The organism is Sorangium sp. So ce836, assembly GCF_028553905.1.
In the GTDB taxonomy this organism is placed as follows: Bacteria; Myxococcota_A; Polyangia; order Polyangiales; family Polyangiaceae; genus Sorangium; species Sorangium cellulosum_D.
Window position 1 is genome coordinate 12914398 of the sequence record NZ_CP102233.1, and the last position, 15795, is coordinate 12930192.

The following is a 15795-nucleotide window of genomic DNA, read 5'->3' on the forward strand; positions in this document are numbered from 1 at the left end:
CTCATGGATTCCCCAGATAGGCGCTCTCGGCCTGGAAGTCGGTCTCGTACTGACCGGTCGTTTTCTGGAAGCGGTGACACGCGTGAACCACGTAATAGGTGTTGTTGAAGCGGCGGCTCATCCCCGTGAGCCGGACGAGCGTGCCGACGCGGATGAGCGGGTTGCCCTCGGCGGTCCCGCTCACGCGGACGAAGCGGCGCGCGCGCTGGTCGAAGGCGGCGTCGGCGAGCGCGCGCGCCTCGAGGTCGGTGAGCACCGCCGGGCTGCTCACGTGCTCGCTGCGGGCCCCGAACACGTCGGACAGGATCTGCGAGCCCAGCCGCCCGCCGCCGGGCCCCAGGTTCACGCCCTGCGAGGAGCCGGCGACGCGCACGCCCTGCTTCGGGTCCCAGCCCGAGGTGGTGACCTCCGTGACCTGGTCGGCGAGGTCCGCGCAGAAGCGCGCGTGGAAGAGCTGGCTGTTCCACGCGAGCTCCACGGTGCCGCGCTGGACGTCCTTGCGGGGCGAGACGTGGAGCTCGCTGCCGACGACCTGCAGGTCTCCGTCGTAGCGGGCGAGGAGCCGGCGCAGGAACGCGAGGTCGCTCTCGTTGAGCTGGACGTGGGTGCCGATATCCTCCGTGAACCCGGTGACGCGGGGCGTGAGGGACATCTGCGAGGCGAGCTGGTTCGCCAGGTCGGAGAGCCGGAGGTGGTCGTGCACCTGGGTCCGCCGCGAGAGGCGCCCCTTCTGGAGCGGGTCCTCGGCCAGCACGAGGAGCTCGGGAGGGCCGCTCTGCGGGAACTCCGCCTCGATGCAGCTGATCACCCCCCGGAAGATCTCCCGTGGCCGGTTCTCGTCGCCGGAGTAGAGCTTGATCTTGGTCCCGAGCTTGATGTCGCGCTCGTCCTCGAGCGCCAGCTCCTCGTCGCCGCCCGCCTGGGGCGTCGCCTGGTTGACCAGGCGCAGCTCCATCGATGTAAGGCCTGCCTCCTGCTCGGTCACGCGGAATGCGTTGATGAGCGCGCTCACGCGAGCGTTATCGCGGGTGTTGTCGTCCAGGCGAACCGTGGGGCGGGCTCGGTACTGCGACAGCGTGCTGAGCGAGGTCTCGGCCATGGGCTTCTCAATCCGCGATCAACCGGTCCTTGCGCCGCTTGATGCGGTCCATCTGCTCGGCGAGGATCTCCGGGTCTGCGCCTGCCGGGGGCGCCGCGGCGTCGGCCGCGCCGTCCGCGCCAGCGGTCATGTCGTCGGGGCTGCGCTGCACGACGCCCTCCACCTGGTCGAACACGATGGGCATCGGTCAATCCTCCTCGAACGTGATCTTGCTGCTGAAGCTTCCGCTCTGGCCGACCTCTGCGCGGTAGCTGGCCGAGCCTTCGCCGATCACCCGGCCTCCCACGGCGTACTGGGTTTGCCGGGTGATCGCGTAGGTCGTGCTCTCGGTCCGGACCAGGAGGCGGCTAGCATCGAGCGGCCTGCGCGGCGGCGGCGCGGGCGCGCGGAGCAAGGCGAACGCCCCCTGGCTCGCCGAGACGCCGGCGGACGCGAGGGAGCCGGCCATCGGGCCGCTGGAGAAGCTGCCTCCGGCATCGGCGAAGGGGGCGCCGGCGGAGAAGCCTGCGCGTGCGCCTGCACCCGCAGAGAAGCTTGCACCGGCACCAGCGGAGAAGCCGGCACCCGCGGAGAAGCCTGCACCGGCACCCGCGGAGAAGCCTGCGCCTGCGCCCGCAGAGAGCCCTGCGCCTGCGCCCGCAGAGAGCCCTGCGCCTGCGCCAGCAGAGAACCCCGCGCCTGCACCTGCCGAGAAGCCTGCACCGGCGCCGGCCGAGAACCCCGCACCCGCGCCCGCAGAGAACCCCGCGCCCGCACCCGCCGAGAACCCCGCTCCTGCACCTGCCGAAAAGCCTACGCCCGCACCCGCCGAGAACCCCGCGCCGACACCCGCCGAGAACCCCGCGCCCGCGCCCGCCGAGAACCCCGCGCCCGCGCCCGCCGAGAACCCCGCGCCCGCCCCGCCGCTCGCGAACGCGACCGCCTCGAGCAGCTCCGGCTCGCTCTCGGGCACGACCAGCGTGTCGGTCTCACCGGACGGGTTCCGGATGTCCTCGACGCCGTTCATCGCCGCGATGTCCCGCGCCCTGCTCGGGTCCCCCGCCTCCTGGGCCGTCCGTGACACCGGCCCGGGGCGCGCCGGCGTCTCCACCGCCGCGCCGAGCTGCGCCTGCCCGCCGAAGCCGGCCGCCGTCCCGCCCTGAGCGAAGTGGAACACGGCCGGCGGAACGCGGTTCTCCTCCGCCGGGCTGCTCATCGACAGGCTGACCGTCGCCCGCAGCGGGATCCCGTCCTCGGAGAAGAAATCGATCGTCTCCCGGTACGAGTCGAAGATGCCCCGGAACTTGAACGCCCCCCAGACCACATCCACCTTGGGCGGGACCTTCGTGCTCTGGTCTGGCTCCATGAGGACGGCGACCTCCTGGGTCTTGAGGCGCACGTCCTGACCTGTATCGGTGGTGTCGAAGACAAGCTCGATGGTCAGCTTGGCGCTGCTCTCATCCACCCGCTGCGTCCGCTGCGACCCGCTGCCGCGGGCGGCGGTGTTCGTGATCGTGTACTGGAGCTGCGTCGGGTTGTACTGCGCGGTCACCGTGGGGGTGGCCGGCGGATTGCCATTGGCGTCGAGCCGATAGAGCTCGACCTTCTTGCTGGGCGGGGCGCCAGGAGAGCTCATGATCCCCCGACGAGCTCCAGGCCCTCGTGAGCCAGGTGGAGCTCCTCGATCGCGACGTTCGTCGTCGAGGCGTTCAGATCCGGCGACTTGAACTTGATGGGCAGCGCCCGGTGCAGCTTGAGCGTGTAGAGGACCTGGTCCGCCTTCGGGTTGCGCACCGCGATGGACGCCGTGAGCCGCCGCGCGTAGCTGCCGCCCGCCACGAGCGCGAACCACGCGTACATGTCTTGCTGCGTGGTGAGGCCGCGCTTGAGCACCACGGTCCCGAACGTCACGGGCCCAGCCCGCTGCACCGCGCCATAGTTCCTTCCCCCTTCCTTGATGACCTTCGGCTCCATCGTCGCCTCGAGCCCCGTCACCTCCGAGAAGGCAGCGGAGCAGAGCATCCGATCGCCGCCGGTCTCGCGCCCCTGCTGGAGGTCGAACTCCTTGAACGTCACCTCGAAGTTGAACAGCAGGAAGGGGTCGGGGGCGCTCATGCGGCCGTCACCTGCGCGGTCGTGACACCGGTGGACATCGCCAGGACGACGCGGATCCGCTCGATCACCGCCGTCGCCTGGAGCGTGATCTCCACGACGAGCCGGCCCTCGTCGAGATCGCGCTCGCTCATCGTGCTCCGGTCGCACCGGACCTGGAACGCCTTGGCCGGGGTCGCGCCGGCGAGCGCCCCCTCCTGCCACAGCGCGACCAAGAGCGACTCGATCGACGCGCGGATCGAGGCCCAGAGGCGGGGATTCTGGGCCTCGAAGAGCACGTCCTCGCCGAGCGCGCAGGCGGCGCGCACGATGGCGGTCACGAGCCGATTGACGTTCGCCTGACGATAGGCCTCGTCGAGCGAGGTCGTCACGTCCGAGAGCACCTCTATTCCCCGCGGGGTCTGCCCGATCAGCGACACCCGCTGCACCAGCCTCGCGCCCACCTCCGGCAGCGCCAGGTCCTCGTTGCGCAGCCCGGGCTCGACGTCGAACACCTCTGCGACGGGCAGCCGCGCGGCGCTGCGATACGCGCCCCGCGTGAGCGCGTTGCGCGACAGGACGCCGGTCAGCAAGGCGTCGGGGCTCTCCAGCTCGGCCGGCAGGCCGCGCGAGCCGAGCGTCTTCACCCACGGCCACGCGAGCTGCACGAAGGCGCTCGAGAGCCCATCGGGCGCGGAGCCCTCCTCGCCGTTGAGCTGCGCCCCCAGCCAGCCGCTCGACGCGAGGAAGCGGAGGAGGTCCGCCCGCGCCGCCGGCACCGACGGGTGGGGCAGCGGGATCGAGGCCACGAGCTGGATCTCGCGGAGCTCCCGCTGCAGCATCGTCCCGATCCGCCGGATCGCGCCGGCCCAGGCCGCATAACCCGCCTCGTCGGCGCGCGGCGGCTCGAACCCGCGGACGAACCGATCCGCCGGGATCGAGGGCCGCTCCGCGCAGGCGGCGAACACCTCCTCGCCCGGGGGGGCCGAGGCCGCCGCGCTCGGCCAGGGCCGCTCCGCCGCCACGGCGTCGGCGAGGTCGGGGAGGCAGACGAACGACACCTCCGGCAGCCCGTACAGGTGGCCAATCCCCTTCCACGTGGCCCGATCCCGCCGATCGGGCGGGAGCTTCGCGCCGCCCGCGGTCGAGAGCCCGAGGAGCTTGTCGATCCCGGCGCGCCGCACCGCGGGCTCGGCGTCGTAGCGCCACGGATCGCCGACGCGGATCACGTAGCAGCGACGCCCGCCCTGCGCGAAGAAGGAGCGCACCGCCGCGCCCAGGTACGACGGGCCCGCGAGCGGCGCGCCGCCAGAGACGGTGAACGGCCGCCGATCCCAGGCGAACAGCCGCTCGAACGCCTCCCAGCTGTCGATCGGGACCGGGACATCGAGGAGCAGGTCCAGATCGGCGTCGGAGAGCGTCCAGGCGGGCGGCGACGGCGGCGCGAGATCGGGAGAGGCGAGGTGAGCAGACGACGAGGCCCGGTCGTAAATGCGCTCGTTCGACCGGACCCATCCTTGCTCGTGGAACCAGCGGTAAAGAGGGTAGTCGGCGGCCTGGGCGCCGGCGGGAGGCACGATGGACGGCAGCGGGCCGGACGCGCCGGCCCGCCGCGCGACGAAGCCGACGAAGCACGCCACGTCCGCGCGGTTCGGCGCCGGCGGAGCCAGCGGCGCTTGCAGCTCGATGACCAGTCCTCGCATCCCGGGCGCCCTCGGACGTCGCTACGCCGTTCCCGGCACGCCGTAGACGAGGCCCTCGCAGGAGAGGACCAGCTCCTCGGTGGCCACGTCGCCCCCGCCCTTGCCGGCCAGGGTCGGCCCGGTCCACTTGAGCGGGAGGACGCGCAGCAGGGTCCAGGTCTGCACGTCGTTCTTCCCGCTCTCGTCGCGCATCTTGATGGTGACCGTCCGCTTGGCGGCCGGGCCGTCGACGCGCGCCGACTCCATCCATTTCCAGATGCTCGCCGAGTCGATGAGCCCCCGCTTGAGCGTCACGTCGCCGACCTTGTGCACGCCCTGGATCTTGCGCACGTGGTTCTCGCGATCGTTGCCGTTGCGGTACTCGGCCACGGTCAGCTCCGTCATCAGCCCCGAGACGTCGGAGAACCCGCCGAACGGATCGTCCTCGAGCGCCGGGTCGAAGCTGACCGTGAAGTTGAAATTGGGATAGGGCACTTCACGCGGCATTGGGCGTCTCCTTGTGATTAGCTGCGGGCGTCCGCCGTCTTCTGGCCGATGCGGAAGACCACGAACTCCGCGGGCTTGACCACCGCCAGGCCGATGAGGCAAATCAGGCGGCCGTTATCCAGATCGTTCTGGTCCATGGTGCTGCGATCGCAGCGCACGAAGAAGGCCTCCCTGGGGCTCCCGCCGAGCAGCGCGCCCGAGCGCCACTCGTTCACGAGGAAGCTCGACACGGTCTCGCGGATGTTCGCCCACAGGCGCTCGCCGTTCGGCTCGAACACCGCCCACTGGGTCCCCACGTCGATCGAGCGCTCGACGTAGTTGAAGTAGCGGCGCACGTTGACGTACTTCCACTCGGGGTCGGAGCTCGCCGTCCGGGCGCCCCACACGCGGTTCCCCCGCCCGGGGAAGAAGCGCAGGCAGTTCACGCCCGCCGGGTTCAGGACCTCTTGCTGGGCGAAGTTCACGTCCACCTCGTAGCGGAGCGCCCCGCGCACGACCTCGTTGGCGGGCGCCTTGAACACGCCGCGGGTCACGTCCGTGCGCGCGTAGATGCCGCACACGAAGCCCGACGGCGGGAGGGCGATCTCCCGCGGGACGCTCTCGTCGCCCACGCGCGCGAGCGGGTTGCTCACCACGACCCACGGGTAATAGAGCGCGGCGTGGGTCGAGTCGATGCGCGCCTTCTCCGCCTGCGCGCCGCTGATCACGAGCCCCGGCGCGGTGTCGAGCACCGCGATCCGGTAGGCGCGCCGGCGCTCGCAATGGGTGATGAGCGCCCCCTGGATGCCCTGGTGATCGGGGTAACGCGACTCGCCCGGGGCCGCGACGATCGATATCCCCTCCTCCACGGCGAGCTGGCGGAGCCCCGCCTCGTAGCTCACCTGGGCGGGCGGCCCGCCGTCGGTGCCCCCGCTCAGGATCACCGTCCGGACCGGGGTCGCGCGCTGGCCGACGGGCGGCAGCCCGGCGTTGCTGAGGAGCGCCTGCCGGAGCTCGGCGACGGTGGCGCCCCCGTCGCGGAAGGCGAACACGTTCTCCAGCTGGTCGGCGCGCCGGGCGGGGTTCTCCGCCAGGACCTTGCCGATGTACCGCGGGTGCTCGGGCGCGAGGCCGAGATCATCGTAGGTCTTCGAGATGCCGTCGGCGTCGGTGGCGACGACGCCGAGCGTGACGAACTCGGTCCCATCGGCGCTCGGCGCGGCGTTGTCGTTGAGCCCGAGATCGAGCGGCGTGCCGGCGCCGGACTCGGGGATCCAGCCGGTGTCGTCCTTGTAATAGAACGTCACCGCGCTGCCGGGGTTGCCGGCGGCCGCGGCTTCGGCGGCGAAGCCGAGGAGCCCATTGACGAGCGGCGCGCCGCCGTCGGGCGACAGGAGCGAGAGGCCCGCGCCGGGGGTGGCCGCGGTGAGCACCAGATTGCCATTGGCGTCGGTGCTGGGCGTCACCTCGCCCCCCTGGAAGCCGGCCAGACGGGCCTGCAGGTCCTGCGCGGTCACGCGCCGGACGTTCGGCAGGTCGCCCGAGCCGGCGGCGTCCACCGCGGCGGTGAAGCCGAGGCCCGTGGCCGCGCCGGTGAACAGCACCGACGCCCGCGAGGCGGTCCCCTGGACGTCGCTGCCGATCACCAGCCGGTCGGCGTCGAGCCGGGCATACCCGCCGACGATCGATCCATTGATGAGGGCGACCACCGCGTCGCGCGTCTGGCCATCGGCGGCGGGCAGGACGACCGTCTGCTCCACGCCGTCGATCCGCACGGTGAGCGTGCGATTGGCCTCGGTCTCGGCGGCCAGGTCGAGCGGCGCGGGCAGGGTGGCCTGCGCCTGCGCCTCGGCCGGGCTCCCGGCGAGCGTCAGCTCGACGCCGGCCTCCGGCGTGTTGTTGCCGCCGGCGCCGGTCAGGCGGACGATGAGGCGGCCGTTGCGCGGGAGGGACCACGGGCCGACGCGGTTGCCAACCAGCTGCGCGCCCCGCGCCACGGCCGCGCTCTTCGCGCCGACGCGGACGACGGTGCCCTGCGGGGCCCGGTCCATGCTCCGCTTCGTCGCGTCGGTGAAGTGCGGGATGATCGTGATCGTCCCGTTCCCCGCCTGCCCGGGCGAGCGCGCCGCGAACGAGATGCTCGCGGCCAGCTTCCCGGAGACCGCGGTGCCGGCGGTGGCATCGATCACGCGCGCCACGTACAGGCGCGATCCGCCGTTGTCGAAGTAGGCGCGGACCGCGTGCGCGAGGTAGTTCGTGCCATACTGAAGATCGTCGAACCCGCCGTAGATCCGCTGGAAGTCCCCGAAGCTCGTGAGGAGCTCGGGGATTTCGGGCATCGCATTGGGGTCGCTCGGGGCGACGGGCCCGCGTCGCGTCGGACCGACGAAGCCCGTCGTGCTCGTGCTCACGCCTTCGAGCGACTTGGCCCGGAAGCTGGTTTCCTCGACGTATACGCCTGGTGCTAGATATTCGGGCACGAGCGAGCCTCCTTACCAGAGAGCCTGTGGGGCGGGGTTTCCACTCATCGGGTGATCACCACGGACACGGCGAGTTCCCTCCCCGAAGCCAACCGCACGTTCACACTTGTCTTGGACAGCGCATGGGGGTCCGGCGGCTCGAGCAGCCGCCGCGAATCGATGAGATCGGGGTCCGGCGGCGAGCCGGCGCTCGCGTCGTGGTAGACCTCGAGCACCGCCTCGATCTCGGTCGACAGGACCGGCCGCGTGTCGTCCGCCTCCCAGTTGGTGACGGGCACGCCGGCGACCGGGATCAGCGCCTCCCCTCGGTCGTCGGCCATGCCGCGGGCGAGCGGCGGATCCGCGGAGGTCGGCTCCGAGGCCCGGCGCAGCCGCACGTAGGCGCCGGGCAGGGCGGCGCCGCTCTGGTCCCGCACGCTCGCGCGGACGACGGCCCACCCCGGGTCGATCGGGGCGATGGGGGAAGGATAGAGCGGGATCGCCATGGCCCGGAAGAGCGAGCCTTCGCCGGCGGCCTGCGCCGGGTCGGCGTCGCGCGGGAGCCGGAACGAGCTCGATCGGGCCAGGTACCGGCGGGCTGGGTCGCTCACGGCGACGGACAGGGGGATGGAGTCGAGCGGCGGCGACGAGGGGGGCGCCTGAAACTGCGCGACGTGCGCGTCGAGGCCGGCCGCCCAGGTGATCGCGTAGGCGCCCGTGCGATTGCGGATGAACCGCGCGAGGGGCGCGGTGACGCGCAGCGGCGCCCGGATGGCGACCCCGGTGGTCGCGTCGACGAACCGGAGGGCCCCGAGGACGCGGTCGTCGATCACGTCGAGCATGTCCGCCTCCCGGGCCGCCGTCCGCTCATGGATTCCGGTCCTTCTCGGTCGCTCGGAGCCGGCGCGCCACCACGGCCGGCGATTCCGGCAGCACCTCCGGCTCGATCCGGACGACGCGGGCGATATAGGAGATGCTCAGCCGGTACCCCGGATCCAGGGCGTCCCACAATCGCATGAGATCCTCGTTGGAGAGCTCCGCCGGGATCAGCTGCACCAGATCGCCGCCCTCCCAGCCCCCCTCGGACGTGAGATCCGACTGGGTGAGGGTCTGGTGCATATAGAGCTCGCGCACGACCCACCCGAGGATGGTGTGCTCGACCAGGGCGCTGTCGGCCCAAATGGTCACGAGATAATGGAGATCGACCGACAGCGGCAGCACCGTCTGATGGGCCGCGTTGACGTGATGCGAATTGCGCAAATACGGGTTCACCGTCACGCGATAGAGGTAGAGCGTGACGGCGGTCCCGAAGTCGGCGTTCGTGGCGTTGAGCTCACCGGACGAGATGAGGCGGAAATCGCACGGGTGCTCTTGCCGCAGATCGGCGGGATAGGCGTTGCGCAGGTATTTCACCAGCGAGAAGCCTACCGAGTGAATCGCCCGTAGATTGGCCATGCCGTTCCGGGTTGCCGCTCCCGATGCAATGGGAGATCCCCGTCGCTTCCGGGACGGCTCCCCGAGGTTTCACATGCGCGGGCGCTGTTTCCGCGTGACCTCGGTCACAATCGAGGCCGTACAACCCCTGTGATCCCTCCGCTGAGCATGAGCCGCGCAGACGCAATGCGCCGCTATGCAGCATATGCCGGCTGGTCGGCTCGCAGGATCGGAACAATCCGCCTTCGTGAGGGAAATCGTCTCCAGGCCCGAATGAACCCCCCCTTCGTGGGACCCCCGCTCCGAAAGCCCCCGGCGAGCCTAAGGCTCTGCCCGGAATGGTTCGTATTACGCCTGATTGATTCGGTCAAGAAAATATTTTTGTAAGTGGCAAAACGAACATGCAGCCGGGAATGCGGGAGGCTCTTTTCGGCTGCCTAGAAAATTCGGATCTACCGGCAGCGGTCGACATGCTGCGAGCGGAAGAGCAGCGCATCGAGGGCCGGCGCGGGGGAAGGTCAGCTCCGCTGAGCGGAATTCGCGCCCGCAACGACTTTTAAATAGCGTACGAGCATCGGCGCGATGCCGACAGGCTGACGATCGAGCAGTACATAGTGCTCGGTGGCGAGGAACTCGGCCATGACCGGTATCGAGAGCGCGGGCACGAACGCGCGCCGGACGGCGAGGCACGTATCGTCAAACGCACCGCGCTGCCACGCGCTCAGGCTTATATGGTCGATTCCGCCACACAAGGACATCCGCTCGCAATGCTCGCAGAGATACGACTGCATGCCGAATGCAACCACTCGAGGCAGGAGACCTTCGGCGGCGAGCGGCGTCTGATCGAGCCATTCTACGAATCCTAGATGCAGGAAGTAGTCCCAAGCCGGCTCGGAGACGTCGTCCTCGCGCACCAAGTCGACGTCGCATCCATGTGCGACCAACTGGGACGCAAGGCGGCTTTGCTCGGAGCGATCGAGAAAAGCGTCACCGCTTACCGGCACAACGAGAGCAAGTCTCACCGGCCGGTCCTCGCTGGAGATAGATCGATGTCCACGTTGAACCCATAGTCGATGGGCGTGCCGGGGTCGATGCCCAGATTCCTGAGCAGGGCGTTGTGGCGGGCTGCCGCCAAACTCGGATCGACGAAGCCAAACCCCGCACCGCGCGGACTGGCCCAGTGGTTCAAGAGCGCTTGCAGCGATGCAGTTCCTTGCGGGTCGCTCACGCGAAGGTTGGCAAGCTCGTGCCCAGACTGACGGGCGATCGAGCGCGCGTAGCGCATCACCGGCGTCGTCTCGACGACTCGCGCAAGGGCTTCTCCGGTCAACCCGCGGCTCCTGGCCTGGTGGATCCTCATGATACTCTCGATGTTCTGGATGTTGTCGAGCGAGAGCCTGGAAAGTGAGCCGCGGTCGATCCCCAGGGCCCGCATCTGCCTCAGGTTCAAGTATACCACCGAAGGCGTTCCCCTGCCCGGGACCAGCTCGCCTCGCTGGCGGATCCAGCTCGGGAAACTGTCATGGAATACATGGTCCATCAGGGTGAGATGCCGCGACCGAGGATCGAACGTGTTGATGAGCCTGCCGAAGAAACCCTCGTTGGGATTGGTCGCTGCGTTGAAGACGTCGCGCGCTCTGACGACCCCGCTCGGATCCTTCGTCGCGCCGGTCCCTTCGAGCTCCAACCCCGGAGGCAGTGTGTTCGGATCGATGCCCTCGTACAGGCCTGCCCTGATCTCATCGACATAGTTCGCGGGCAACCCCTCCGGCCGATCGAGATGGCCAAGGAGCTCGCAAAGCGAGCAACGAAACACGCGCCCATCGCGCATGACGCGCAAGCGGTGGCCTCCCGGCAACCGACGCGAGAACAACTGTTCTCGGAGACTGATGCCAGGGCCAGTGGGCTCGTGCGGCGCCGCGGGCTCGTGCGGCGCTGCGGGCTCGTGCGGCGCTGCGGGCTCGTGCGGCGCGGTGGGCTCGCGCGCGGCTGCCGGCTCGCTCACAGCAGCCGGCTCGTGTGGAGCGGCGGGTTCGCGTGGGGCCGCAGGCTCGTGCGGCGCAGCCGGCTCGTGCGGCGCAGCAGGCTCGCGCGGCGCGGCAGGCTCGCGCGGCGCAGCGGCCTCATGCGGCGTGGGCTCGTGCGGCGCGGCCGCCTCGTGCGGCGCCGCAGCCTCGTGCGGCGTGGGCTCGTGCGGCGCGGTCGCCTCGTGCGGCGCCGCAGCCTCATGCGGCGCCGCAGCCTCGTGCGGCGTGGGCTCGTGCGGCGCGGCCGCCTCGTGCGGCGCCGCAGCCTCATGCGGCGTACCGGGCGCCCGCCCCTCCGGAAAGATGGCCTCATAGGCGGCCGTCACCTCGGGCGGGATGGGGCGGCCCGTGCGACGGCTGACGGCGCGCCAGGTCCGGTACGAGCTCCTCGCCGCGAGATGTTCGGTGAGGTTGAGGAAGCGCTCCTGGCCGCGGCCGAGCGCCTGCACGAGGCGCGTGCGACCCAGACCGCGCAGCGCCGCACCACCGGTGCGGCCGACGGCGCGGCCCACCGCTGCGACGCGCGGCGCGCGCGCACCCGCCCAGCTCAGCGCGCGACCGAGGCCGCGCTCGGCGGCGACGATGCCGCGCCCCGCGGCGGCTATCGCCCGCGGCATGCGGCCCGCCTCGATCGCGCGGCCGTGCGGCATCTCCGGCATCGCCGGGCGCCGGTTCCCCGGCAGCCGGACGTGGTGCATCGTGAACATCGCGCTCGACATGACGCCGGCCATCAGGAAACCGCTCGCGTCGATATGGCTGAGGCTCGCCAGCCCATATCCGGCGATCAGGTTCATGGTCACCTGGGACGCGTACTCGGTGAGCATGTCGGTCGCGAGCTGGAGGGTGAAGCGCGTGAGCAGGGTGGCGCCCGCCTGGCCCGCCGCCTGCACCAGCGCGCCGCCCAGGCCGCCGAGCCCGCCGCCGATCGCCCCCGTCAGCGCGCCGGTCCACGCGGCGCGCCAGAGGCCGCGGCCGGTGATGCTACGGCCGGCGAGCGCGTTGCCGAGGGCGTAGCCGGCCATGCTCGACAGCGCGCCGGCGATCGCGCCGACGATGATGCCGGTGATCACCGTCGCGAGGAGCCCCGCCCCGATCAGCCCGCCGACAGCGGCGCCGATGACGGGACCGAGGAGCACGCTCACGACGATCGCGATCAGGATGACCAGCAGGATCGTGGCGACCTTCTCCCAGGCGGGTCGCTCGTTCTGGGCCGCGATGCATGCGTATTTGCGGATGTCCTCGGCGAGGCCGGGCTTGCGCTGACCGTCGCGATCGGTGCCGCCCTGGATCTGGAGGTCGAACCCGGTCCGGAGGCTCGTCTTCTGGCTCTCGATCCCTTCCCGGATCGACTGGTTGAGGCGCAGATAGCCGGAGATGACGGTCAGCAGCGCGCACGCGAACGTGCGTGAGACGGCCGTGGTCAGCCGCTCGATCGCCGCGCCGTGCTCGGTGCGCGCCTGCGTGAAGCCCTCGACGGCGCCCGCGGACGCCTGGCTCATCGCGCCGCCGAACGCGCCAGCCAGCTGGCCGGCGCCGTCGCGCGCGGTCTCGAGGAGGCGATCGAGCGCCGCCTGCGCCGTCCCGCGGCTGTTCTCGACGCTCGCGACCGCGCGCTCGAGGCCGAGCCCGAGCCGCTCGCCCAGCTGGCCGAGCAGCATCGCGACCCGGCCGCGCACGCCGCGCATCGCGGCGCGCACCATCGCCGCGGGCGGCGCGGTCGTCCCCTCGAGGAGGACGCGGAGCTGCCCGAGCGCGTCGGCGATCGCGCGTCCGGCCTGGCCCGCTCCGCGGAGCATCTCGCCGGCGACGCCGTGCGCCGCGCTCTCCACCATCAGGCGCTGCAGGTACGCGGTGTCGCGCGCGGTCTGGCGCTGCGCGCGGCGCTGGCGAGCGAGGGTGCGCAGCTGGGCCGCGAGCTGCGCGTCGACGGCGGACCGCCGAGCCTCACGCTGGGCCGCGGCCGCGGCGAGCGCGCCGCGCATCACCTGGCCGAGCGACGCCGACGCCTGCTCGGCGCCCTGCCGGATGCCGTCCTGCGCCCCGAGCGACGCGCTGATCACGGTGGCGCAGTGGCCGGCGCGCGCGCGCGCGAGCTGCCGCGCCTGCGCCGCCGCCTCGTTGACGAACCCGTCGCGGTAGCCCTTCGCGGTCTCCATCGCCGCGTTCGAGCGGGCGTCCGCGCGCCGATCCGTGAGATAGCCGTCGAGGAGGCTGTCCCTCCCGTTGCGGCGCCCGCGCTGATACATGCGCCAGTGGGAGCGGCCGAGCCCCATGGCCTCGCCGCCCTTGCTCTCTCCGACGTCGTTGATCTCCGACTGACCGCCCGCGATCAGGTTGCGCACCACGCCCAGCTCGAGCGCCTCGGCCGCGGCGATCGCGCGCGTGGTGCGGTCGGCGCCGGTCTGCACGCGCACCATCGCGCCGACGGTGGTCGTCACCGTGTGCACGAGGCTCATCACGTACTGGGCGTCGATCGTGGCCTTGGCCGCGTTCGCGTCGCGCGCCGCCGTTCGGCGCGCGTCGCCGTACGCGGCGTCGATCGCCTCGAGCGTGCGATCGCGCGCGGACTCGATGTCGCGCTTGACGCCGACGAGCGACTCGCCGATCCGCGCCGGCACCCGGCGCTCGATGTCGGTCAGCGTCGCGCCCGCGTCCTGGCCCATCTCGCGCAGCGAATCGGCGGCGACGCTCGAGGCGGACTCGCGCGCCTCGCGATCGCCTCCCGCGGCGAACCGCGCGCGCTCGGCGCTCGCCGCGAGGACGTGCGCCCGCGACTCGCCCATCGCGGCGTGGCCGTCGCGGTACGAGCCGATGGCGTCTTGGCGGCGCGCGAGCGCGTCGCCGAGCGCCGCCGCCATCGGATCCTCGGCGGCCGGCGCGGCCTCTTCGCGGTCCCCACCCGCACCGCCGCCCGCGGGCCGGTCCGCGCCAGCGCCCTCTGCGGCTCGCGCGGTGCCGGCTGCGCCGCCGCCGCCCTCGGCCTGCTGCGCCCCGCCGCCGCCGGCGCCCCCTCCCCCTTGGCCGCACCCGCCTTGCGGCTCGCAGCCGGGAGGAGGTGGCGGCGGCGGCGGAGCGTCGGTGCGCTGGGTCTGCTGGGCCTGGGATGTGGTGGTGCTCGCGCTCTGGACGTCGCCGTGGACCCTCGTGTTCGGCGGCTCGCGCGGCTGACTGGTGGTCGAGGTCCCGGTGACGTCGCCGGCGCTCGGCGCGATCGTTGGCGAGAGCTCTCTCTCGTCCCGGCAGGGCTCCTCCTCGCCGCTCGATTGCTCGGGCGTGTGCGGCGGCGGCTCCTCGGGAGCCGGGCACGCGGTTCGCGCACCACGTGCGACCGCCGGATTCGGCGCAGGCTCCGTACCCGCGGCGACGGCGCCTTCGCCCCCTGTGCCCCCGCTCGCGGCGCCGCAGCCCCCGCCGCCGCCGCCTCCGGGCGGGCCGCCACCGCCTTCGCCGCCACCGCCCTCGGCGGACGGGCCGCCGCCGCCCTCGCCGCCGCCGCCCTCGCCACCACCACCTGCGTCGAGGCCCTGCGTCGCGCCGCCGCGGCCGCCTCCCCCGTCCTCGCGAGCCTCGATGAGCTCGGGCTCGAGGTCGCGCTCCGCGAGCGCGTCGAGCTCCATCTGCACGGGCGCGGTCTGCAGATCGGTCGCGCCGCTGCAGCTCGAGCACGTGCCGCCGCAGCTGCACGCCATCTGCACGCCGGCCTCGCCGCCGTCTCGCTCTCGATCGAGGATCGCCTCCGCCGAGCGGCCGTCGACCACGGCGTCGGCGGCCTCGTCCGCCTGCCGCTCGTAGCGATCGCCGACCTTGCCGACGCCGCCGTCGAGCTGGACACCCGCCTTCTGCTGCACCACATGCGCGGCCTCGTGCGCCGCGAGGCGCAGGTCGGGGGCGCTGCGGAACGCGATGCGATCGCCGACGGCGTACGCCCGCGCTCCGAGCCGCGCGGCCGCTGCGCTCGCGGGGCCGTCGCTCCCGGTCCGCACGCGGCTGAGATCGTGGTGCCCGAACGCGCGCTGGATCGTCGCGGCGAAGGGCAACGGCGCCGCCACCGACGCGACCCCTTGCCGCGCGACGCCATGAATCGTGGCCGTACGCCCTCGCGCGCCTCCGCCGCCCGCGGCCCCGCCGCCGCGGCCGCCGCCGCCGGCTCCGATGCCGCCAGGACCTGCCGCGGCTTGCACGTACGCCGGCGCGCCGAGCGCGGGCGCCTCGCGCTCCTCGCTCGCCTCGGGCTCCGCCTGCTCCGCCGGAGCGGCGGGCGACGGGCGCTTCTCGGCGGCCGGCGCGACGCTCATTTCGCGCGGTGGCCTTCGTCGAGATCGTCGTCGGCGCCGTCCTCGACCCTGTCGGCGGCCGGCGTCGACCCGTGCGCGCCGGCCAGCCGGCGCGCTGGAGTGGATGGCTCAGCGGGCATTCACGCTCCTTCGACCGTCGGCACTCCTTCTCCGGTGTCGCCGCTCGTGCGGCGTATGCGCACGAATAACGACCCGACAGGGGAAGAGCATCCGAAGACGTCAGAGACGTCAAGCCCCAGCTGC

At 72.2% G+C, this 15795-nt stretch carries 12 protein-coding genes; all 12 read right to left on the minus strand.

The annotated features are described in order from the left end of the window. Window position 1: 1 nt before the first annotated feature. Window positions 2-1099: a phage late control D family protein gene (locus NQZ70_RS47260; RefSeq protein WP_129580093.1), complete on the minus strand. Its 1098-nt coding sequence runs from the start codon at window positions 1097-1099 to the stop codon at window positions 2-4. A 7-nt stretch (window positions 1100-1106) separates the two neighbouring features. After that, window positions 1107-1283: a hypothetical protein gene (locus NQZ70_RS47265; RefSeq protein WP_165374519.1), complete on the minus strand. Its 177-nt coding sequence runs from the start codon at window positions 1281-1283 to the stop codon at window positions 1107-1109. 3 nt (window positions 1284-1286) lie between these two features. After that, entirely contained in the window at window positions 1287-2714 is a 1428-nt protein-coding gene (locus tag NQZ70_RS47270; RefSeq protein ID WP_129580094.1) for a hypothetical protein, read from the minus strand. Beyond that, window positions 2711-3193 carry a phage tail protein gene (locus NQZ70_RS47275; protein ID WP_129580095.1) on the minus strand — a complete coding sequence of 161 codons (483 nt, stop codon included), beginning with the start codon at window positions 3191-3193 and terminating at the stop codon, window positions 2711-2713. Before NQZ70_RS47275 ends, NQZ70_RS47270 begins: the two co-directional genes overlap by 4 nt. Then, window positions 3190-4872, minus strand: a complete 1683-nt coding sequence (locus NQZ70_RS47280; protein ID WP_129580096.1) for a phage tail sheath protein — start codon at window positions 4870-4872, stop codon at window positions 3190-3192. Before NQZ70_RS47280 ends, NQZ70_RS47275 begins: the two co-directional genes overlap by 4 nt. A 21-nt stretch (window positions 4873-4893) precedes the next feature. After that, the gene (locus NQZ70_RS47285; protein ID WP_129580097.1) at window positions 4894-5358 is read right to left on the minus strand and encodes a phage tail protein; all 465 of its coding nucleotides are present in this window, start codon (window positions 5356-5358) and stop codon (window positions 4894-4896) included. Between the two features lie 17 nt (window positions 5359-5375). Further along, a complete protein-coding gene (locus NQZ70_RS47290) occupies window positions 5376-7817 on the minus strand; it encodes a phage tail sheath subtilisin-like domain-containing protein (RefSeq protein WP_129580098.1) in 2442 nt (813 codons plus the stop codon). 44 nt (window positions 7818-7861) lie between these two features. Then, window positions 7862-8638: a hypothetical protein gene (locus tag NQZ70_RS47295; RefSeq protein ID WP_129580099.1), complete on the minus strand. Its 777-nt coding sequence runs from the start codon at window positions 8636-8638 to the stop codon at window positions 7862-7864. 25 nt (window positions 8639-8663) lie between these two features. Continuing rightward, window positions 8664-9209 (minus strand): DUF4255 domain-containing protein, encoded by a 546-nt coding sequence (locus tag NQZ70_RS47300; protein WP_207217660.1) that lies wholly within the window; start codon window positions 9207-9209, stop codon window positions 8664-8666. A 539-nt stretch (window positions 9210-9748) separates the two neighbouring features. Continuing rightward, window positions 9749-10252 (minus strand): hypothetical protein, encoded by a 504-nt coding sequence (locus NQZ70_RS47305; RefSeq protein ID WP_207217661.1) that lies wholly within the window; start codon window positions 10250-10252, stop codon window positions 9749-9751. After that, on the minus strand, window positions 10249-15552 hold the full coding sequence (locus NQZ70_RS47310; RefSeq protein ID WP_237244690.1) for a DUF4157 domain-containing protein: 5304 nt from the start codon (window positions 15550-15552) through the stop codon (window positions 10249-10251). The genes NQZ70_RS47305 and NQZ70_RS47310 overlap by 4 nt, the downstream gene beginning before the upstream one ends. Further along, window positions 15549-15671, minus strand: a complete 123-nt coding sequence (locus NQZ70_RS47315) for a hypothetical protein (protein WP_257792752.1) — start codon at window positions 15669-15671, stop codon at window positions 15549-15551. The genes NQZ70_RS47310 and NQZ70_RS47315 overlap by 4 nt, the downstream gene beginning before the upstream one ends. Window positions 15672-15795: the final 124 nt, after the last annotated feature.